This is a genomic window from Ochrobactrum sp. SSR (assembly GCF_030067775.1).
In the GTDB taxonomy this organism is placed as follows: domain Bacteria; phylum Pseudomonadota; class Alphaproteobacteria; order Rhizobiales; family Rhizobiaceae; genus Brucella; species Brucella teleogrylli.
Genome location: NZ_CP125969.1, coordinates 394,565 through 415,838, shown reverse-complemented (window position 1 = coordinate 415,838; position 21,274 = coordinate 394,565). Strand labels below are relative to the sequence as shown.

Genomic DNA, 21,274 nt, shown 5'->3' with positions numbered 1-21,274 from the left:
TGCAATGCCGCCCGCAATTTATCAGCCGTGCCCAACCTTAATTGTCGCGCGCTGCCCGGGCCAGTCCGTGCGCCACGAGCCGGTCAATGACCTCGGGATAGCTGACGCCACTCACCGCCATGACTTTCGAATACATGCTGATATTGGTGAAGCCCGGTATGGTATTCAGCTCATTGATCAAATACCGCATGTCCGGCGTCACGAAGAAATCGACACGCGCCATGCTGTCACAACCGAGCGCTCGAAACGCCCGCGCCGCGACCGCCTGAAGTTCGGTCTCGATATCCGCCGGCAACTCTGCCGGGACTTTCAGCGCCGCACCGTCTTCATCAATATATTTGGCATCATAGCTATAAAAACCGTGGCTTTCTGCCGGGACTATCTCGCCCGTTCGCGACACGAACAGGCCGTGATTCTCGTCCTCCAGCACTGCGCATTCGATTTCGCGGCCTTGTATGAACTCTTCCGCCAGAAGCTTGGCGTCGTGCCTGAAACCTTCCGCCAGCGCCTTTTGATAATCGGCTTCTGTCTGAACCTTACTGACACCGACAGATGACCCCTGGCGCGCGGGCTTGATGAAGATCGGCAGGCCGAGTGCTTCGATCAGCACATCGAAGGATGGAACCGTGTCGCGCGTAATCGTCATGGCGCGCGCCACCGGGATGCCCGCTTCGGACAGCAGGCGCTTGGCAATATCCTTGTCGAGCGCATTGGCTGAACCACAGATACCGCAACCCGCCATCGGCACACGCGCCACTTCGGTCAGCCCCTGCACGCTGCCATCCTCGCCGTGAAGCCCGTGCAAGACCGGGAAGACGATATCGATCCGCGCCAGTTCATAAGGCAAACCGTTTTCGGGCAGCGCAACAGCGCGTCCCTTGCCGCCCGGCAGCAATGACACTTCAGTACCGTGTTCGGGCCGTTCCAGCTTGCCGCCTGCAAAACTCGCCAAAAGCCATTGCCCCTCATGGGTGACATAGATCGGAATGGCTTCATATTTCGCGGGATCCAACGCAGTCATGACATTTGTTGCGGAAAGAACCGACACCTCATGCTCGGCGGAACGCCCGCCAAAGAGTACCGCGATCCGTAGCTTGTTCGGCGTTTCGGTCATGCCCACTCCATTTTTTCATCAAAGGTGATTGAACACAGTCGCGATCAAAATGACAAATCTTTGGCCAAAGCATCTGCGCAAGGCTCCATAAACAGAAATCCCGAAAAGCGCGGGGCTTTTCGGGATTTGCCGGTTCGTCGTGATGTTCGACGCGATTGGGTTCTTTATTTTATCGCATTATCCGACGCAAAACCGCTTCGCACTTTTGCTGGAAATGCTCTAGAACTTCGACAGATCCTGATGGCGAGCCTTGATTTCGCGCACGGTCTGCGAGCTCGAGCGCATCACGATAGTATGCGTTTGGATGTAATCACGGGCGAATTTCACGCCAGAAAGCATGTTGCCGTCCGTCACGCCGGTGGCGGCGAAGAGCACGTCGCCTTTGGCCATTTCTTCCATCGTGTAGACCTTTTTGGGATCCGAGATGCCCATCTTCAGCGCACGGGCGACTTTCTCGTCCGTGTTCAACTGGAGACGGCCCTGCATCTGGCCGCCGATGCAGCGCAGAGCTGCCGCAGCCAGCACGCCTTCCGGTGCGCCGCCGATGCCGATATAAATGTCGATGCCGGTTTCATCCGGATTGGTCGTGTGCATCACGCCTGCAACGTCGCCGTCGCCAATCAGGCGGATTGCAGCGCCTGTCGCGCGCACTTCTTCGATCAGGCGTGCGTGGCGCGGGCGGTCCATGATGCAAGCCGTGATTTCATGCGGCTTTACACCCTTCGCCTTGGCGATGGAGTTGATGTTTTCCGTTGCGCTGGCGTCGAGATCGACAACGCCCTTCGGATAGCCCGGGCCAACGGCGATCTTTTCCATGTAGACGTCGGGCGCATAAAGCAGATTGCCCTTCTCGGCGATGGCGATGACCGCCAGCGAGTTCGGCAGGTTCTTCGCGCAGATCGTCGTGCCTTCCAGCGGATCGAGCGCGATATCGACATCCGGCCCCTGCTTGGTGCCGACTTCTTCACCGATATAGAGCATTGGCGCTTCGTCGCGCTCGCCTTCGCCGATCACCACAGTGCCGGAAATCGGCAGACGGTTCAGTTCCTGACGCATGGCGTCAACAGCAGCCTGATCGGCAGCCATCTCGTCACCACGCCCCCGCAGCCGCGCTGCTGCCACTGCTGCGCGTTCGGCTACACGGACCAGTTCCAGTGTGAGAATGCGATCCAGTCCGTGGGGGTGCTGCTCTGCGGTGTTGGCCATTTGAACAAGTCCTGAATTCGAATTGCGTTGATGCGCCACAAGGGGCGCCGTGCCGCGTTTATAGCGACAGTATGCGAACCTTTTGTCAAAGTCCCCGGTGCCCTGCAAGAGCCCGAAAGCTAAAAACTATGTGCGCTCAATTGCTTAATCGATTTAAGGACTACACGCTTCGTTGCATGTCATGGCCGGGCGTGAACTGGCCTGCGCAACATCATGGTGCAATCGGCCACGAATAATCATGGCAGATCGCACAGCGCGACACTCGATTTAGCCTGCGCGCTCGATACGTATCATCTGCGGCTTATCCACCAGATGGTCGTCCTTGAGGATCGCTTCCAGCGCTTTCTTGACGGCTGCTTCCGTCGTCTCATGCGTGACGAGGATGACAGTCTTGATGCCTTCCTGCTGCATGTCGCCCATCGGCGGACGCTGCACGATCGACTCAAGCGAAATGTCGTTTTCGGCCATGCGCTTGGCGATACCGGCAAAGGCGCCGATGCGGTCAAGAACCGTCAGACGAATAAAATAACCGCCCGCATGCTTGCGCATCTTGGCGCGCTTATAAGGCTGCAAGGCCTTGGCAGGCGTGCCGAAAACAGGACCATGCTGGAAGCCCGGACGGCTCTTGGCGATATCCGCGATATCGCCGATGACTGCGGACGCCGTCGCATTGCCGCCCGCACCCGGACCAGACAGAAGAAGTTCGCCCAGAAGATCGGTCTCGATGGCAACCGCATTGGTCACGCCATGCACCTGCGCAATCACCGACGAGGTTGGAACCATGGTCGGATGCACGCGCTGCTCAATGCCGGTATCGGTCTTCTGCGCCACCCCCAGAAGCTTGATGCGGTAACCCAGTTCATCGGCGGCGCGAATATCGGCGAGCGAAATATTGCTGATGCCTTCAAGATAAATATCGTCGGCAGCAATCTGCGTACCAAAGGCAAGGCTGGTCAACAGCGCAAGCTTGTGCGCCGTGTCGTTGCCTTCGATATCGAAAGTCGGGTCGGCTTCGGCATAGCCCAAACGCTGCGCGTCTTTCAGGCAGGCCTCGAACGAAATGCCCTCTTCCCACATCCGGGTCAGGATGTAGTTGCAAGTGCCGTTCATGATGCCATAGACGCGCGAAACCGTATTACCGGTCAGCGACTCACGCATCGCCTTGATGACCGGAATGCCACCGGCGACCGCCGCTTCGAAGTTGAGAAGAACGCCCTTGTCTTCGGCGATTTTCGCCAGAGCGACGCCATGGCGTGCCAGAAGCGCCTTGTTGGCGGTCACGACATGACGACCAGCGCGCAAAGCGGCTTCAACAGAAGCCTTGGCCGGGCCATCATCACCACCGATAAGCTCGACATAAACGTCGATATCGGCAGACTTGGCCAGTTCAACTGGATCGTCGAACCAGTCGATACCGTTCAGGTCAACGCCACGGTCACGCGAGCGATCTCGGGCGCTGACGGCGGTAATAGTCACCGGCTTACCGCATTGGCGGGTGAGCATTTCGGACTTGTCACGCAGGATACGCAACACTGAAGCGCCAACGGTGCCAAGCCCCGCAACGCCGATCCGCAATGCATCACTCATTATATCGACCTTCTGACTCTGATTGTGTGGATGTAGTGGATTTTTGGTAGGTGGGAGTTCTGGCCGCGCGCTTGTCACGGCCAGAAAGGAAGAACCCGGAATGGCGCTTAGCGGCGGCCTTCCAGCGGGATCACATTGTGCAGGTTTTCGTCCTTGGTGGCGAGGAAACGCTTGATGTTGCGCGCTGCCTGACGAATGCGATGTTCGTTTTCGACCAGAGCGATACGCACATAATCATCGCCGTGCTCGCCAAAGCCAATGCCCGGAGCAACGGCCACATCGGCCATTTCCACCAGTAGCTTGGAGAATTCGAGCGAGCCAAGAGCGCGGAAGCGTTCCGGGATCGGCACCCAGGCGAACATCGTCGCTGCTGGTGGCGGAACATCCCAGCCTGCACGGCTGAAGCTTTCAACCAGCACATCGCGGCGCTGCTTATACACATCGCGAACATAGGCAATGTCGGAACCGTCGCCGTTAAGCGCAGCGGTTGCCGCCACCTGGATCGGCGTGAATGCGCCGTAATCGAGGTAGGATTTCACACGCGTCAGAGCAGCAATCAGGCGTTCATTGCCGACCGCAAAGCCCATGCGCCAGCCCGGCATCGAGAATGTCTTCGACATGGAGGTGAACTCGACCGCAACATCCATGGCGCCCGGCACTTCGAGTACGGACGGGGGCGGATTGCCGTCAAAATAGATTTCCGAATAGGCCAGATCCGACAGGATGACGATGTCATGCTTGCGCGCAAAGGCCACGACATCCTTATAGAAGTCGAGCGTTGCCACATAAGCCGTCGGATTGGACGGGAAATTGAGGATCAGCGCAATCGGCTTTGGAATCGAGTGCTTCACGCCCCGCTCCAGTGCCGGGATGAAGTTGTCATCCGGCTTGGCCTGAATTGAACGGATCACGCCGCCCGACATGATGAAGCCGAAGGAATGGATCGGATAGGTCGGGTCCGGGCAAAGCACCACATCGCCCGGCGCCGTGATGGCCTGCGCCATGTTGGCGAAGCCTTCCTTGGAGCCAAGCGTGGCGACAACCTGCGTGTCCGGGTTGAGCTTCACGCCGAAACGGCGGGCATAATATTGCGCCTGCGCACGGCGCAGCCCCGGAATGCCCTTCGACGAGGAATAACGATGCGCGCGCGGGTCCTGAACAGCCTCGCACAGCTTGTCGACGATATTCTGCGGCGTCGGCAGATCGGGATTTCCCATCCCAAGATCGATGATGTCGGCCCCGCCCGCTCGCGCCGATGCCTTCAGGCGATTGACCTGTTCAAAGACATAAGGGGGCAAGCGACGGACTTTATGGAATTCTTCCGACATGATCCTGTTCCAAAAGGAGAGTTAACGATAGGACGCATTATTGCGCCGTGGGTGGAGCTATACACCTGTTATCGAGATCGGGTCGAGACTTCTTGCCGCGCCGTTTCGAACGTGGCCTTCCGTGCCGATGAAGGGCTTATTCTTCCCCGGATTCGATCTGCTTCAGGGTAGCTTCCGATTCAGCCTGCGCTTGCTTGCGCATGGCCTCAGCCTGTGCGGGGGTAAAACCGCCGCCAGACGTTCTCGATGCCGCAAGACGCGTGCGATCGGAATCGAGTTTTGCAGTCATCTGCTGCTTTTCTTCCGGTGTGATCTGCTCGGTTGCAGCCTTCGGCATACGACCGAATGTCGGATAGACGCCGGTGCGCAATGCGCCTTCCTGCGGAACGCCCTGAAATTCCTTCCCACCGGCACAGGCAGTGAGCATCGCTGCGGCGGTTAATGCCAGCATGAGATGGGCGATCTGCCGCGTGCTCTTGGTCATATGTCTGATCCCGGTTCTGCCGTTGAGGCTGCCGCACAAGTCGCGACAGAATATACTTCCGAAGGGATAGCACCAAGTCGATGCATTATGTCAACAAGCGATTGGCCCAATTCCGACATTTGGCCTGCCGAAGCCGCTTATTTCGATAGGAGCAGCGCTCTGATCCTCAAAAGATTACACAAAGTAATATTTCGTTACTAACGGGTTAATCCTTAACCCCACGGAATAATGCATAGTGCCTGTCGTATAAAATGCACTTCGATAGTTGCCTTCACGGCATAAAAAACTTAAAAATTGGCAACAATTGCAGATCAGGTGATTTGCACACTGCTAAAATTGGCTCACTGAGAAACTGGGAAAGCCACTTTAACGCATTGATATAATGGAGTTTGTTTCCCTAAGCTTCTATTGGGCTTTGACAGGGGACTGTGGGAGAAATCACTTTTGTGATTGGTTCCACCCACACGGGAGAGCCGATCTCCCGAAACCAGGTGGGTTCGGACACGTCCGGTTCGCCAAACTGGTCAGGGAAATCGAGCTGGAGCGGACTATTGAAATTTGTACCTTCTGCGCACCGGACAACCGGCCGACTACTTTCAGGCAGCGTGGCTTTGCTCGCGCTTCTGGTGTCGTCCTGTACATCGACGGGGACCGGTCCTGACGGCAAGCCACTGCAGATGACGGCCAATGGCTCGATGCTGACCGAGACGCTGCAAAGTGCTGCCGACCAGACTGTCGCCGCCGAAGCTGGCGCAGAAGCAAAGACCGCAGAGACAAAGACGGAAGAAAAGCCCGGCGAGGCCAAACAGGTCGCAGCCGCTGCAACGGCGGCCAATCCTAGCGCTACATCTGCCGCCTCCCCGGCCAAAGAGAATGCGAAAAATGCAGCCGCGACCGCAACTGCGGAAAACGCGGCAACCGAAGCGCAGCCAACCCAAGTGGCAGCGGCGGCACCGGAAAAGAAGAGCAATTCGCTGTTCGGCTTGTTTGGCGGAAGTGGTTCCAGCAGATCGAAGCCAGCCGAAGCGACCGAACAGCCAGCCGCAACGGCCAGCGCCGAGAAGCCCAAGGCTGAGACCGCTGAAGCAAAGCCTGCAACCGAGGCCGAAGCGCCTGCCGTTGAAGTCGCGAAGGCGAACGAGCCGGAAGCCGCCAAACCGGCCCAGCCGGAAAAGCCGGTTCAGGTCGCTTCGCTTTTCGGCACACCGAAGAATGCCAATGCCTATGCGACACCTCAGCGCCCGACCGCATCGCAGGGCAGCATCTCGCGGCTTTTCTCCGACGAATCGGCCAATTCACGTTCCGACCGTACCGAGAACAAGAAGCTGGCGATGGCAAAGCCTGTCTCGCCTGCCGTGAAGCATGAGTATAATTATACATTGCCAGGTGTGCGCGCGAATGGCGGCATCGAGATCAAGCATCGCAATAGTCTCTATGACGACACCGACATTGATGCGAACGAATATGATGATTCTCCCAATGTCACGCTTGCTTCGGCGCCCGGCCTCGCCCGGCTCGCGCCGAACGGCCTGAAGGTGCAGCGCCAGACCGTGGATGTTGCCTGCCTCAAGCCACAGCTCGTCGCCATGCTGAAGACCATGGAACGGCACTTCCGCCGCCCGGTCATGGTGACGTCTGGCTATCGCAGCCCGTCCTATAACCGCAAGGTCAACGGCGCACGCAAATCGCTCCATATGATCTGTGCCGCAGCCGATATTCAGATCGATGGTGTTTCCAAGTGGGAAATGGCCCGCTTTGCGCGATCAATGCCGGGACGCGGCGGCGTCGGCACCTATTGCCATACGTCATCCGTCCATGTGGATATCGGGCCGGAACGCGACTGGAACTGGAAATGCAAGGGCTGATCTGAACCTCTGCGCCCCAATTCTCTTGAATGAACAGGCTGGCCCCATTGGAGCCAGCCTTTCTTTTTGTCATCGATTTCAAAGCCATAGCCTGGAAATCCACAGGCTGCGTCCTACGGAATAGGTGCTTATGCGACTTTTTTCAGAAAACTGATTTTAGGGGGTTGCGAGTCAGCATCGACCTGAATATAAGCCCACTCACACCAGCAACAGGCGCCCATCGTCTAGCGGTTAGGACAGCGCCCTTTCACGGCGCAGACAGGGGTTCGATTCCCCTTGGGCGTACCACTTGCTGGTTTTTCTTTTTCCCGACATATCAAAGCTTTAGCGCTCCGAGAGCGGTCCTTCGCGCGCCGTTTTGCACCATCTGAATTTATTTCACAGATGCTGAAAAAAGGGGCTTGCATGTCTGAATTATCCTGACTATAAGCGCCCCACACCAGCAGGCGCCCATCGTCTAGCGGTTAGGACAGCGCCCTTTCACGGCGCAGACAGGGGTTCGATTCCCCTTGGGCGTACCACTTGCTGGGTTTTCTTTTCCCGAAAAATTGATGGAATTAATACTGGTCGTTCTCCCAGTATGTTGCTACGCGCAGCTGCACCCATTTCGCAATTCAAAGGGAAATTACTGCGTATGTCGCAAGCTACAGCCATCGTTCCCACCGCCCATGCCAGCCGTTATCTGCAGCAGCTCTGCAAACACTGGGCGCATAAGTTTGCCGTCGAATTCACACCCGAACACGGCCAGATCGATCTCGGCGACGACCGGCTGGTGATTCTCGACGCCGATGCGGAAAAACTGACCACCACCGTGAAGACCTCAGCCGAAAATCTCGACCGGCTTCAGGACGTCGTGGTCAATCACATCGTCCGCTTTGCCTTCCGCGAGGAACTGGTGTTCAACTGGCAGCAGACGCAGGCCTAAGAGCCGCCATTTACCTTATCCGCAAATTGCCTGCAAAATGCCCGGAATAGCCATTATCGCATCACATTCCGGGCTCATTCACCCGCGACATTCCTCACAACTTCAAGCGACCGATTTGATGGGGAAAGATATGATGACCAGCGAAACCAGAACCACCCTCACCTTTCTCGGTGCAGGCTTTGTCGCCGCAGCAATGGCGCTTGGTGCGGATCTGAGCTGGGCAGATGTTATCAAGGCTCTTTTCTGAAACGAGCGATAACAAGCAACGATTGTGCTTTTGACTTTTTGCGGCGTTAGGCGGACAAACATTTCGCCATTCCGTCCAAACTGTTCAGAAAGCTTTATGTTATTCCCAACACCCCTTGTCTCCGGCAGGCTCGAACGCCGCTATAAAAGATTTCTCGCAGACGTAACGCTCGACGATGGCCGCTTCATTACGGCGGCAGTGCCCAATACCGGCTCCATGCTCGGCCTGACGACGCCCGGCTCTCGCGCCTGGCTCAGCGTTTCCGATGCGCCCCACCGCAAATATGCCCACACGCTGCAGATCATCGAAGCTGACGGCACTTTGGTCGGCGTCAACACCGGGTTGCCGAACAGAATCGCCGAAGAGGCGATACTCGCCGGTCTCATTCCGAGCCTCGGCGGCTATGCCAGCCTCAAGCGTGAGCAGAAATACGGACAGAATTCCCGCATCGACATTCTGCTCGACGAAGGTGCCCTGCCCCGCGCCTACGTGGAAGTCAAAAACGTGCACTTCACCCGCACGGCTGGCCTTGCGGAATTTCCCGATACGGTGACCGCGCGCGGGACAAAACATCTCAATGAGCTGGCCGACAGTGTTGCCGCTGGTCATCGTGGTGTGATGTTGTTTATTATCCAGCGAAGCGATTGCAGCAAATTCAGCATTTCCGGCGATCTCGACCCTGTATATGCACGCGCTTTTGAGCGCGCCGTCGCATCCGGGGTTGAGGCATGGGCCGTTCGATGCCACATAACGGACAAAAGCATTGTCGCCACCGAGCTGGTGCCAATTGAATAGACAAAGACGGATCTAGTAATGGTAACTTATATCGAAGCGACAAGCGCCCCCATGAAATATACCGGCCAGATCAGGCTTTATGGCCCGGACGCCTTCGAGGCGATGCGCAAGGTGTGCAACCTGACCGCACGCTGCCTCGATGCGCTGAACGACATCGTGAAGCCCGGCGTGACCACCAATGAAATCGACCGCTTCGTTTTCGAATTCGGCATGGATCAAGGCGCCTTCCCGGCGACGCTCAACTATCGTGGCTATACCAAATCGACCTGCACGTCGATCAACCACGTTGTCTGCCATGGCATCCCGAACGACAAGCCACTGCGCGAAGGCGATATCGTCAATATCGACGTGACCTATCTGCTCGACGGCTGGCATGGCGATTCCAGCCGTATGTATGCGGTGGGCGAGATCAAGCGCGCTGCCGAACGTCTGTTGGAAGTCACCTATGAAAGCCTGTTGCGCGGCATTGCGGTCGTCAAGCCGGGCGTGAAGACCGGCGCTATCGGCGCTGCAATCCAGACCTATGCCGAAGGCGAGCGCTGCTCCGTGGTGCGTGATTTCTGCGGCCATGGCGTTGGTCAGCTTTTCCACGACGCGCCGAATATCCTTCATTACGGCACGCCGAACGAAGGCGTGGAAATCAAGGAAGGCATGATCTTCACCATTGAGCCGATGATCAATCTCGGCAAGCCGCATGTAAAAGTGCTGGCGGACGGCTGGACTGCCGTGACGCGTGACCGCTCGCTGACCGCCCAGTATGAACATACGGTTGGCGTTACCAAGGACGGCTGCGAAATATTCACATTGTCACCGGCCAATATGTTTGGCCCGGCATCAATGCGATAAAACTGAAACTATAGTCTCATCTGTTTTTGCGGGGGTTTAAACAGAATGACAAGGAAGACGGATAGACCGGGGAGCTACAACATTCCCGGTTTCAGCGACACGCTCCAGCTGACGCCGAAAGTGGCGAAGCAGCCGCATCACGTCGGCCACCGGGATCGCCTGAAGCAACGCTTTCAGACCGCGCCCGATGCGCTTGCCGATTATGAACTGCTTGAACTCCTGCTCTTTCGCGTTATCCCGCGTGCGGATACCAAACCCATCGCAAAGGCCTTGCTGACCCGCTTCGGCACGCTTGCGGAAGTGCTCGGCGCTTCCGAAACGCTCATCGCCGAAGTACCGGGCGCGGGCCCCTCCGTGGCGCGCGACCTCAAGATCATAGAAGCCGTTTACAAACGCAGTGCGCGCAGCAAGGTTATGAAGCGCGAGGTTTTCACAGTCTGGGAAAAGGTGATCGACTACTGCGCTGCCGCCATGGCGCATGAGACACGCGAACAATTCCGCATTCTGTTTCTGGACAAGAAGAATCGGCTCATTGCCGATGAGGTACAGCAGCGAGGCACGGTCGACCATACGCCGGTCTATATACGGGAAGTGGTTCACCGGGCGCTGGAGCTTGCGGCAACGGCGATCATTCTCGTCCACAATCACCCTTCAGGCGATCCATCGCCGTCGCGACCCGACATCGAGATGACACATGCGTTGATTGCGGCTGCCAAACCTTTGAAAATCGCGGTGCACGACCACATCATTGTCGGCAAGGAAAAATGCATCAGCTTCAGAAAGCAGAACCTGATGTGAAGCCGTCAGGGCTGGCCTGTTGGAGATCGTTACCACTTGTTAAGCATAGTGCGAAGAATGGCTGTGCGACGGGTGGAATTCGCTCGAATTTTCTTAAATTTAGTCACAATCACCCAACAGAAGGCAACCGAACCGAAGACGGGAAGGCCCGTCTTTGCCAAACAGATCTTGCATATTTTCCATCAGCGTTCCGGATGGGAAAACGGAGTATAAAATGTTGAAGCGTACCTTTACCGCAGTGGCGCTCAGCGCCAGCATCATGGCCATCGCAGCCCCGGCATTCGCTGCCGATATGATGGGTTCGAACGATTATTCCTACAACGAGCCGGTTGCCGAAGGCCCGCACGACTGGTCCGGCAATTATGTCGGCGCACAGGTCGGTGCATCGTCCTCGAAGATCCCCGGCCCGTTTACAGAATCGCGCTGGTGTGCTCGGTGGCGTTGTCGCCGGTAAGAACATCCAGAGCGGCAATTTCGTCGTTGGCGGTGAAGTCGAAGCCAATTTCGCGGAAGCCGAACACCGCATCGGTAATGGCGGCAGCCTCCAGCAGTCTTGGAACACCAATGCCAAGGTCAAAGCCGGTTACGCCTTCGACAAGACGCTGGTTTATGGCACTCTCGGCTATGGCGCAACGCGCTTCAAGGCGAAGGACAACACCACGTCAGGTCCAGGCTGGGAAGGCGGCGCGCTGGTTGGTGCTGGCGTCGAACAGGCCCTGACCGGCCCGCTTTCGGTGAAGGCTGAATACGACTTCCAGCGTTTCGGCGACGTGAAGTCTGAGGTCAACGGCGTTTCGCAGCGCAACAACCTCAAGAACCACGCCATCAAGGCCGGTCTGAACTATCGCTTCTAAAGCGATATAAGCCCTATACCGTTTCTGCATAAGGCAATTCCATTTTTGCACAAGGGCTGCGGGTCAACCGTAGCCCTTTCTTTTTGCACCGATTTCTTTGCTTTCAAAAGAGTTCGTCCGCTTTCGTATCTCTTGACTCCGGCACCGGCTCCTATCTTATAGGGATGTGCGATTGGGGATTAGGCGCGTGGCTATTGTGTTTAAATTTTATGCAAATATGCCGATACAAATTCTTCCCGTTGCGTGATTTTATTTAATCGAGTGCTAAAACAACGCTTTATCACTCAGCCAGGAAGATAGCATGCAGCGTGTTTTCGATGGGCATAACGATGTCCTTCTGAGGCTCTGGGAAAACTCCAGAAACGGCGACGATCCCATCCGGGAATTCATCGACGGAACGCAAACCGGCCACATTGATGCGCCGCGCTCCCGCAAAGGCGGTCTCGCTGGCGGCATTTGCGCCATCTATGTGCCGTCCGGCCATCATATCGAACTTGGCAAACCCGACGCCAATGGCCATTACGACACGCCGCTTTCTCCGCCGCTCAAGCGCCCTCCTTCCCTCGACATCGCCATCGAAATCGCATCCATCGCACTCCGCCTTGAAGAAGCTGGCGCGTGGAAACTGTGCCGCAATGGCCGCGAGCTCGATGAAACGCTGAACAGCGACACCTTTGCCGCCGTTCTGCACATGGAAGGCTGCGAGGCGATTGACGCCGATCTTGCCGCGCTCGATGTCTTCTACGCGCTTGGCCTGCGTTCGCTTGGCCCTGTGTGGAGCCGCAACAATATTTTCGGTCACGGCGTGCCCTTCTCTTACCCGATGAACCCGGATACCGGTCCCGGTCTCACGGAAGCGGGCAAGCGTCTCGTCAAGGCGTGCAACCGCAAGGGTATTCTGATCGATCTCGCCCATATCACCGAGCAAGGCTTCTGGGATGTGGCTGAACTCAGCGACCAGCCGCTGATCGCCAGCCACTCCAATGCCCATGCCCTGACGCCCGTGGCCCGGAATCTGACGGACAAGCAGCTGGATGCCATCCGCGAAAGCAAGGGGCTTGCGGGTCTCAACTACGCCACCACCATGCTGCGCGCCGATGGCAAGGAAGATGCCAACACGCCGATGTCCGATATGGTTCGCCACATCGATTACATGGTTGACCGCATGGGGATCGACTGCGTGGCGCTCGGTTCCGATTATGACGGCGCGACCATCCCAGCCGAAATCTCCGATGCCGCCGGAACGCAGAACCTCGTCACGGCCTTGCGAGAGGCCGGATATAACGATGAGGAACTGGCGAAGCTTTGCCGGGACAACTGGATCAGGGTTCTGAAACAGGCATGGCACGAAGCCTGAGATACAAATACAATTCAACAAAATCCCAACAAAAATACAGAAAGGGAACTCAATCATGATGCATTTCGGACGTTTTCGCATCCTCGCCGCTGGTGCAGCACTTGCTGCCGTTATGGCTGCCAATCCGGCCCTGTCGGCCACGCCAGCCGACACGCTCGTCCAGGCATGGGCGATTGATGACACCATCACGCTCGACCCGGCAGAATCCTTCGAACTCAGCCCGGCTGAATTCATCGGTAATGCCTATGACATGCTCGTTCGCCTCGACATCAACGACACGTCGAAAGTCGTGCCGGGCGTGGCGGAAAGCTGGACCGTTTCCGACGACGGCCTGACCTACACGTTCAAGCTGAAAAAGGACATCAAGTTCGCTTCCGGCAACCCGATTACCTCTGCTGACGTGGCTTATTCCTTCGAACGCGCCGTGCGTCTGGACAAGAGCCCGGCCTTCATCCTGACCCAGTTCGGCCTGACCAAGGATAATGTCAACGAAAAGGCGAAAGCCGTAGACGACACGACTTTCGTCTTCACCGTGGACAAGCCATACGCACCAAGCTTCGTGCTGAACTGCCTGACCGCGACCGTCGCCGCAGTCGTCGACAAGAAGCTTCTCGAAGAGCATGCCGCAAAGGTCACACCGACCGACGACTACAAATACGACACCGACTATGCCAATGCATGGCTGAAGACCAAGTCGGCAGGCTCCGGTCCGTTCGCCATCCGTGAATGGCGCGCCAATGAAGTCGTCATTCTGGAACGCAACGACAATTATTACGGCGAAAAGGCCAAGCTGAAGCGCGTTTTCTATCGTCACGTCAAGGAAAGCGCGACACAGCGCCTGATGCTTGAATCGGGTGACGTCGATGTGGCGCGTAATCTGGAACCCGGCGACTACGAAGCCGTTCAGAAAAACGACAAGCTGACGACGACCAGCGCCGCGAAGGGTACGGTCTACTATATCAGCCTCAACCAGAAGAACGAGAACCTAGCCAAGCCGGAAGTTCGCGAAGCGTTCAAATATCTGGTCGATTATGATGCAATCGGTTCGACCCTCATCAAAGGCATTGGCGAAATCCGCCAGACCTATCAGGCTAAGGGCGTTCTGGGCGCGCTCGATGCTGCACCCTACAAATACGACGTTGCAAAGGCGAAGGAACTTCTCGCCAAGGCAGGTCTGAAGGACGGTCTTTCCGTGACCTTCGACGTGCGCAACACGCAGCCGGTGACCGGCATTGCCGAATCCTTCCAGCAGAGCGCTGCTCAGGCTGGCGTGAAGATCGAAATCATCCCGGGCGATGGCAAGCAGACCCTGACCAAATATCGTGCGCGTAACCACGACATGTATATCGGCCAGTGGGGCATGGACTATTGGGATCCGAATTCCAATGCCGAAGCTTTCACGAGCAATCCGGATAATAAGGACGACGCCGCCAACAAGACGCTTGCGTGGCGCAACGCCTGGGACATTCCTGAGCTGACCAAGCAGACGCAGTCTGCTCTTCTGGAACGCGACAACGAAAAGCGCGCCGAGATCTACAAGAAGCTTCAGCAGGAAGCGCTCGACCAGAGCCCGTTCGTGATGCTGTTCCAGCAGATCGAAACAGCCGGTATCGCGGGCAATGTGAAGGGTTACAAGCTCGGCCCGACCTTCGACTCCAATCCGCTGGTAAACATCACCAAGGAATAGTCGGCCAAGCCTCGGCGCATGAATGTGCCTAACCGGCTTTAAAACAAGGAGATGGAGCGGTTTTCTGAATCAAAAAGGAAAGCCGCTCCAGAGCTTTTTTCAAGCAAAGATGATCGAGCGTCAGACCGGACCCTGTTCTGAACGCACTCATCATCGGAAGCGGTCAAAACATTGAGTAACACTGAAACCACCAAAAAGGTTAGGCGAGCGCCGCGGCGTTCATCGGCCCTTGCCGCGTCGATAGCCAGTTTTCTGGTCATCGTCGTCACGACCTATCTGGGCCTTTTGGCCGTAACATTCTTCATCGGTCGCGTCGTGCCGATTGACCCTGTGCTGGCCATCGTCGGCGACCGCGCGCCTGCGCATGTCGTCGCCCGCGTGCGCGAGGAAATGGGCTTCAATTTGCCCTATTACCAGCAGTTCTTTCTTTACGTGAAAGGCGTGCTGCAAGGCGATTTCGGCACTTCGGTGCTCACGACCAATCCGGTCATGACCGACATTCGCCGCGTATTCCCGGCCACGATGGAACTGGCCACACTCGGCACGATCATCGGCGCCGTGTTCGGCATTCCGCTCGGCGTGCTCGCAGCCGTCAAACGCGGCAGCATCATTGACCAGATCGTGCGCGTTATCGGCCTTGTCGGTTACTCCGTGCCGATCTTCTGGCTCGGCATGCTTGCGCTGCTGATCTTCTATGCCCGTCTCGGCTGGACCTCCGGTCCCGGACGCATCGACATTACATTCGAATACACGTTCACGCCGATCACCGGCTTCTACCTGATCGACGCGATCCTTCAGCGCGACTGGCCAGCCCTCAAGGATATTGTCTCCCACCTTATCCTGCCATCGGCACTGCTTGGCTATTTCTCGCTTGCCTATATCAGCCGCATGACGCGTTCCTTCATGCTCAACGAGCTTGATCAGGAATATATCGTCGCGGCGCGCGCCAAGGGCATTTCGGAAACCCGCATCATCTGGGGCCACGCTTTGCGCAATGCCGCCGTGCCGCTGGTGACCGTGATTGCGCTTTCCTATGCCGGGCTTCTGGAAGGTTCGGTTCTGACCGAAACCATCTTCTCCTGGCCGGGCCTTGGTCTCTACATCACCAATTCGCTACAAAACGCTGATATGAATGCCGTTCTCGGTGGCACCATTGTTATCGGGTCGGTCTTTATCGCGCTCAACCTCGTGTCCGATCTTCTCTATCGGCTTCTCGATCCAAGGACGCGCGCACGATGAGCCAAATGACAGATAATTCCAACCTCTCTTGGCGTGAATGGCTGCTTACCGAGCGGCCCCAGTCACGTACGCAGGCCCGCCTCGGTCGCGCCTATATGGTCTGGCGGCGGTTCACCGCCAACAAGCTGGCCGTTCTCGGCCTCCTGATCATCATCGGACTGCTGGTCGTTGCAGCGCTCGCCGATGTGCTGGCGCCGCATTCGCCGGTTGTCGGCGATCTGGCCAATGCCCGCCTGCTGCCGCCGGGAAGCCCCGGCTATCTGCTCGGCACCGACGATCAGGGTCGCGATATTCTTTCGCGCCTCATTCACGGTTCCCGCCTGACGCTCTATGTCGTGCTGCTGGTTGCGATCATTGCGGCCCCAATCGGCCTGCTGGTCGGCACAGTGGCCGGTTATGCGGGCGGCTGGGTCGATGCCGTGCTGATGCGCATCACCGACATCTTCCTGGCCTTCCCGAAACTCATTCTGGCGCTTGCCTTCGTGGCGGCGCTGGGACCGGGCATCGAAAACGCCATCATCGCCATCGCGATCACCTCATGGCCGCCTTATGCGCGCATCGCGCGCGCCGAAACGCTGACGGTGCGCAATTCCGACTATATTTCGGCGGTCCGCCTGATGGGTGCTTCGCCGATCCGCATTGTCGTGCGCCACATCATGCCGCTTTGCACCTCGTCGCTGATCGTCCGTGTGACACTCGACATGGCGGGCATCATTCTAACGGCAGCGGGCCTGGGCTTCCTCGGCCTCGGCGCACAGCCGCCACTGCCGGAATGGGGCGCGATGATCGCATCGGGTCGCCGTTTCATCCTCGACCAATGGTGGGTTGCCGCCATGCCCGGCATTGCGATCCTGATCGTCAGCCTCGGCTTCAACCTGCTGGGCGATGGTCTGCGCGATGCGCTTGATCCGCGGGGTAACAACCAATGAAGCCGCTTCTGACAGTAGAAGACCTGCGCGTCACCTTCCCGACGCGCACGGGGGCCATCGAGGCTGTCCGTGGTGTCAGCTTTGAGCTGGGCCGCGAACGCCTTGGCATCGTTGGCGAATCCGGTTCAGGCAAGTCCCAGACCGGGCGCGCCATCATGGGTCTGACGCCACTCCACGCGCAGATTACGGCCAAGACGCTTAATTTCGACGGCATCGATCTCCTCAACATTTCGGCCCGTGAACGCCGCTCCTTACGCGGCGGCCGCATCGCCATGGTGTTGCAGGACCCGAAATATTCGCTCAATCCTGTGATGACCATCGGCAAGCAGATTGCCGAAACGCTGAAAGCACACGGCAAATACAGCAGCGGAGAAATTCGCACGCGCTCGATGGCCATGCTGGAAGCGGTGCAGATCCGCGATCCGGAACGCGTCATGAAACTCTATCCGCACGAGGTTTCGGGCGGGATGGGCCAGCGCGTGATGATCGCCATGATGCTCGTGGCCGAGCCGGAACTGCTGATTGCCGACGAACCGACTTCGGCGCTCGACGTGACGGTGCAGCTCGAAGTGCTGGGCATTCTCGACAAGCTGGTGGCCGAACGCGGCATGGGGCTGATCTTCGTCAGCCATGACCTGCGCCTTGTTTCGTCCTTCTGCGACCGCGTCATCGTGATGTATGCGGGCCGCATCGTCGAAGAGATCGCGGCCAAGGATCTTGCCAATGCGAAACATCCCTATACGCAAGGATTGCTGAACTGCATGCCGAAAATCGGAGCCGACCGCCATCCTCTGCCCACCTTGCAGCGTGAGGAGGCCTGGAAGCTATGAGTACGGCACCAGCACTGAGCGTCGACAATATTGATGTCTATTTCGACCATTTCCATGCGTTGAAGTCGGTCAGCGTCCATGTGGCGCAGGGCGAATCCTATGGTCTCGTCGGCGAATCCGGTTCGGGCAAGTCCACACTTCTGCGCGCAGTCGCGGGGCTTGCGCCGATTGACGATGGCGAAATCCGTATCGACGGCGCACCTCTCAAGACACCACGCGACAAGGCCTTCTATCGCAAGGTGCAGATGGTGTTTCAGGACCCTTATGGCTCCCTGCATCCGCGCCAGACGATGGACCGGCTTTTGCTGGAACCGCTCGCCATTCATGGTGTCGGCGATGCCGAACAGCGCATCGTGCGCGCATTGGATGAAGTGGGGCTCGGCTCGGGCTTCCGCTTCCGCTATCCGCACCAGCTTTCGGGCGGTCAGCGCCAGCGCATCGCCATTGCCCGCGCATTGATCGTGGAACCGAGCATTCTGCTGCTCGACGAACCAACTTCGGCGCTCGACGCATCGGTACAGGCGGAAGTGCTGAACCTGCTTGAACAGGTTCGCCGTGACCGCAACCTCACCTTCATCATGGTGAGCCACGATCTTGGTGTCGTCACCCATATGTGCGACCGCCTTGCAGTGATGCGCAACGGCGAAGTGGTTGAACAATTACAGGCTGGCGATCTCGTCACCGGCAATATTCACGCCGACTATACCAAAAACCTGATGCGCGCGAGTGAAGGTTTCCGGCGCTGAAACCAGCCGCATGACACAACAAAAAGGGGACCTTTCGGTCCCCTTTTTTATTCCTCAGAAGCTTTGCGGGCATTGTCCCCGTCCTGGCCGCGCCGCCAATAGGCGACAATCAGCTGGCGATTCTTCGGAACGTTACGCTCCTTGCGCATATAGCTGCGAATATTGCGGAAGGCATTGAACTCGCAACCCGCCCAGACATAAATGTCTTCCTCGCCTTCCGGCAGTTCGACCGCGCGCACCGCATCCTGCAACAGCGTGGTGGTGCCAGCTTCGGCGCCATTGCGGTTCAGCCATTGCACATCGAGATCTGCACGCGAGACAAGCTTCTGTTCCTCGGCCTGATCGCCGATTTCAATGCGCACAACGGCCTTTGCATCTTCAGGCAGTCGTTCGAGAATGCGCCCGATGGCGGGCAGCGCGGTTTCGTCGCCTGCGAGCAGATACCATTTGGCATCGCCTGCATCGCCACCGCCCGGACCAGTCATGCCGACAATATCGCCCGGCTTGGCGTTAAGCGCCCAACCCGAACCCGGAGCGTCGCAATCATCACCATGCACAACCATGTCGATATCGACCCAGCCCGCTTCAGGATCGATATTGCGGATGGTATAGACACGGGTTGCAAGCTTGGCATCGCCTTCCGGCCATGCCGGACGCCCGTCCTCACCCGTCACCGGCCATTGTGGCTTTGCCAGCCCCTTTGGCGGGAACAGAAGGCGGATATGCAGCCCGGTATGCGAAAACCGCTGGAGGTTGTCGCCTTTCAGGCGCACGCGACGCATATGCGGCGTGACATTGGACACCGCCACCACCTGCATTTCGCGGAAGTAAGGCAGCGGCAGTCCCGCCGCGCCATCGCCCTGCCAGATGATTTTCGGCGTGGGGCTGCCCTTCTCCAGAAATTCCAGCACATGCTCAGCGATGGAATATTTCATATAGGCAAGGCCGGTCTCATCATCGCTTTTGACATCGACGCTGACCGTCTCGTTATCCCATTGAACATCGGCCTGACCGAAGCTCAAAACGAGTTTCGCATGCGTCTCGTCACGCTGCACATCAGCATGTTCGACGAAATGATCGAGCAGTTGATTGACGATGTGACCAGCATTGGTCAGCGTGAAACGGGTATTGGCGTTGAGTTCGGACACGACCCATCCTCCATCGGATGAAATGATGCGTCAGCCTTACCCGAATATAAGATGACAATTCAAGTCATCATTTGTCTTTGATCGCGCAATATAGCGTGACAGGCAGTGCCTGCCGCCATACATCGAACGAGCCAAGCGCACCGGCTTGTGCCACGGAAAGCCGCACGAGTTCTCCGCCAAAGCGCTGCCGCCAGCCGAAAAGCTGCATTTCGCTTTGCAAGGTCACGGCATTCGCAACCAGCCGTCCGCCGGGTTTCAGTGCATCCCAACAGGCTTGCAACACGCCTTCATCCGTGACGCCGCCACCGATGAAAATCGCGTCCGGCGTTTCCAGTCCTGCGAGAGCGCCCGGCGCTTCACCGGAAACGATCTGCAAACCGGGTACGCCCAGCGCATCGCGATTGCGGGCGATCATGCCTTGCCGCTCTTCATGCGCCTCGATGGCGATGGCACGACAGGAAGCATGGGTGCGCATCCACTCGATACCGATGGAGCCGCACCCCGCGCCGACATCCCACAGAATTTCGCCAGGCAGCGGCGCCAGCCGCGACAGTGTCACGGCGCGAATATCGCGCTTCGTCAGTTGACCATCATTTTCGAAGGCTTCATCAGGCAGGCCTATCACGCTGGGAAGAATTTTCGCATCCGGCTCTGCAATGCATTCCACGGCGACGACATTCAGATCGGCACCGGCGGGAACTGTCCATGCACCTGCAATACCGCGCTTATGCGTTTCTTTGGGGCCACCCAGATGTTCCAGCACATCGATGCGGCTTGATCCAAAACCGCGTGCCGCCAGCATCGTTGCGATTTTTTCAGGCGTGGTGCCGTCATTGCTGAGGATCAGCAATTTGATGCCGGGCAGAATATGCTTTGCCAGCACGTCCAGCGGACGCCCGTGCACGCTGAGGCAACACACGTCCTGCAGCGACCAGCCCACACGCGCCGCAGCCAGCGAAAATGACGACGGATAAGGCAAGACAAGCATTTCATCCGGAGAAAAATGCCGGGTCAGCGAAGCGCCCATGCCGTAATGCATCGGATCGCCGCTGGCCAGAACCACGACTGACTTGCCGCGCTCGGCAGCAATCATCGGAAAAGCATCATCGAAGGGCGAAGGCCATGCAATCTGCCGGGCACCGGGTGTTTCACCGATGAGCCCCAAATGCCGCTTGCCACCAAAAATCAAATCAGCCGAAGCAAGGGCCTGCCGCGCAGTCTCGCCAAGCCCATTCAAACCGTCTTCGCCGATGCCGATGACCGTCAGCCAGCAAGCCATGCTCTTTGCT

At 57.6% G+C, this 21,274-nt stretch carries 18 protein-coding genes, 2 tRNA genes and 1 pseudogene; 14 read left to right on the top strand and 7 right to left on the bottom strand.

The features are described 5' to 3' along the window. Nucleotides 1-37: 37 nt before the first annotated feature. The 5 genes from QLQ11_RS01910 to QLQ11_RS01890 all read right to left on the bottom strand — a co-directional run bounded on the left by QLQ11_RS01910 (nt 38) and on the right by QLQ11_RS01890 (nt 5,719). Nucleotides 38-1,114: a D-alanine--D-alanine ligase family protein gene (locus QLQ11_RS01910; RefSeq protein ID WP_109369252.1), complete on the bottom strand. Its 1,077-nt coding sequence runs from the start codon at nt 1,112-1,114 to the stop codon at nt 38-40. A 219-nt stretch (nt 1,115-1,333) separates the two neighbouring features. Then, a complete protein-coding gene (gene glpX / locus QLQ11_RS01905) occupies nt 1,334-2,320 on the bottom strand; it encodes a class II fructose-bisphosphatase (RefSeq protein WP_109369253.1) in 987 nt (328 codons plus the stop codon). A gap of 267 nt (nt 2,321-2,587) precedes the next feature. Next, nucleotides 2,588-3,907 (bottom strand): homoserine dehydrogenase, encoded by a 1,320-nt coding sequence (locus QLQ11_RS01900; RefSeq protein WP_109369254.1) that lies wholly within the window; start codon nt 3,905-3,907, stop codon nt 2,588-2,590. A gap of 107 nt (nt 3,908-4,014) precedes the next feature. Further along, on the bottom strand, nt 4,015-5,235 hold the full coding sequence (locus QLQ11_RS01895) for an LL-diaminopimelate aminotransferase (protein WP_109369255.1): 1,221 nt from the start codon (nt 5,233-5,235) through the stop codon (nt 4,015-4,017). Between the two features lie 136 nt (nt 5,236-5,371). Further along, on the bottom strand, nt 5,372-5,719 hold the full coding sequence (locus QLQ11_RS01890; protein WP_109369256.1) for a hypothetical protein: 348 nt from the start codon (nt 5,717-5,719) through the stop codon (nt 5,372-5,374). Between the two features lie 551 nt (nt 5,720-6,270). Here QLQ11_RS01890 and QLQ11_RS01885 point away from each other — a divergent pair. The 14 genes and pseudogenes from QLQ11_RS01885 (at nt 6,271) to QLQ11_RS01820 (ending at nt 18,837) form a co-directional block, all read left to right on the top strand. Continuing rightward, nucleotides 6,271-7,584 carry a D-Ala-D-Ala carboxypeptidase family metallohydrolase gene (locus QLQ11_RS01885; RefSeq protein WP_371835895.1) on the top strand — a complete coding sequence of 438 codons (1,314 nt, stop codon included), beginning with the start codon at nt 6,271-6,273 and terminating at the stop codon, nt 7,582-7,584. Nucleotides 7,585-7,797: 213 nt separating this feature from the next. Further along, nucleotides 7,798-7,872 (top strand) — tRNA-Glu (locus QLQ11_RS01880). 158 nt (nt 7,873-8,030) lie between these two features. Next, nucleotides 8,031-8,105, top strand: a tRNA-Glu gene (locus QLQ11_RS01875). Between the two features lie 113 nt (nt 8,106-8,218). Continuing rightward, a complete protein-coding gene (locus QLQ11_RS01870) occupies nt 8,219-8,509 on the top strand; it encodes a DUF2218 domain-containing protein (RefSeq protein WP_109369258.1) in 291 nt (96 codons plus the stop codon). A 343-nt stretch (nt 8,510-8,852) separates the two neighbouring features. After that, nucleotides 8,853-9,551: a DNA/RNA nuclease SfsA gene (gene sfsA / locus QLQ11_RS01865; RefSeq protein ID WP_109369259.1), complete on the top strand. Its 699-nt coding sequence runs from the start codon at nt 8,853-8,855 to the stop codon at nt 9,549-9,551. A gap of 18 nt (nt 9,552-9,569) precedes the next feature. Next, nucleotides 9,570-10,397, top strand: coding sequence for a type I methionyl aminopeptidase (gene map, locus QLQ11_RS01860; protein WP_109369260.1), 828 nt, complete (start codon nt 9,570-9,572; stop codon nt 10,395-10,397). A 45-nt stretch (nt 10,398-10,442) separates the two neighbouring features. Next, nucleotides 10,443-11,195, top strand: a complete 753-nt coding sequence (gene radC / locus QLQ11_RS01855; RefSeq protein WP_121536332.1) for a DNA repair protein RadC — start codon at nt 10,443-10,445, stop codon at nt 11,193-11,195. Between the two features lie 214 nt (nt 11,196-11,409). Then, a pseudogene (locus tag QLQ11_RS01850) lies at nt 11,410-12,049 on the top strand (outer membrane protein). 301 nt (nt 12,050-12,350) lie between these two features. Beyond that, nucleotides 12,351-13,406, top strand: a complete 1,056-nt coding sequence (locus QLQ11_RS01845; protein ID WP_121536334.1) for a dipeptidase — start codon at nt 12,351-12,353, stop codon at nt 13,404-13,406. Nucleotides 13,407-13,461: 55 nt separating this feature from the next. Then, nucleotides 13,462-15,093, top strand: a complete 1,632-nt coding sequence (locus QLQ11_RS01840; RefSeq protein ID WP_109369264.1) for an ABC transporter substrate-binding protein — start codon at nt 13,462-13,464, stop codon at nt 15,091-15,093. Nucleotides 15,094-15,264: 171 nt separating this feature from the next. After that, nucleotides 15,265-16,332, top strand: a complete 1,068-nt coding sequence (locus tag QLQ11_RS01835; protein ID WP_109369265.1) for an ABC transporter permease — start codon at nt 15,265-15,267, stop codon at nt 16,330-16,332. After that, nucleotides 16,329-17,261, top strand: coding sequence for an ABC transporter permease (locus tag QLQ11_RS01830; protein WP_121536336.1), 933 nt, complete (start codon nt 16,329-16,331; stop codon nt 17,259-17,261). Before QLQ11_RS01835 ends, QLQ11_RS01830 begins: the two co-directional genes overlap by 4 nt. Continuing rightward, the gene (locus QLQ11_RS01825) at nt 17,258-18,091 is read left to right on the top strand and encodes an ABC transporter ATP-binding protein (protein WP_109369267.1); all 834 of its coding nucleotides are present in this window, start codon (nt 17,258-17,260) and stop codon (nt 18,089-18,091) included. Before QLQ11_RS01830 ends, QLQ11_RS01825 begins: the two co-directional genes overlap by 4 nt. Beyond that, on the top strand, nt 18,088-18,837 hold the full coding sequence (locus QLQ11_RS01820) for an ABC transporter ATP-binding protein (RefSeq protein ID WP_124915999.1): 750 nt from the start codon (nt 18,088-18,090) through the stop codon (nt 18,835-18,837). The genes QLQ11_RS01825 and QLQ11_RS01820 overlap by 4 nt, the downstream gene beginning before the upstream one ends. A 47-nt stretch (nt 18,838-18,884) precedes the next feature. Here the strand turns inward: QLQ11_RS01820 and QLQ11_RS01815 are convergent, their stop codons facing one another. Next, entirely contained in the window at nt 18,885-19,985 is a 1,101-nt protein-coding gene (locus QLQ11_RS01815) for a DUF2218 domain-containing protein (RefSeq protein WP_371835894.1), read from the bottom strand. 67 nt (nt 19,986-20,052) lie between these two features. After that, nucleotides 20,053-21,264, bottom strand: coding sequence for a precorrin-6y C5,15-methyltransferase (decarboxylating) subunit CbiE (gene cbiE / locus QLQ11_RS01810; protein ID WP_371835893.1), 1,212 nt, complete (start codon nt 21,262-21,264; stop codon nt 20,053-20,055). Nucleotides 21,265-21,274: the final 10 nt, after the last annotated feature.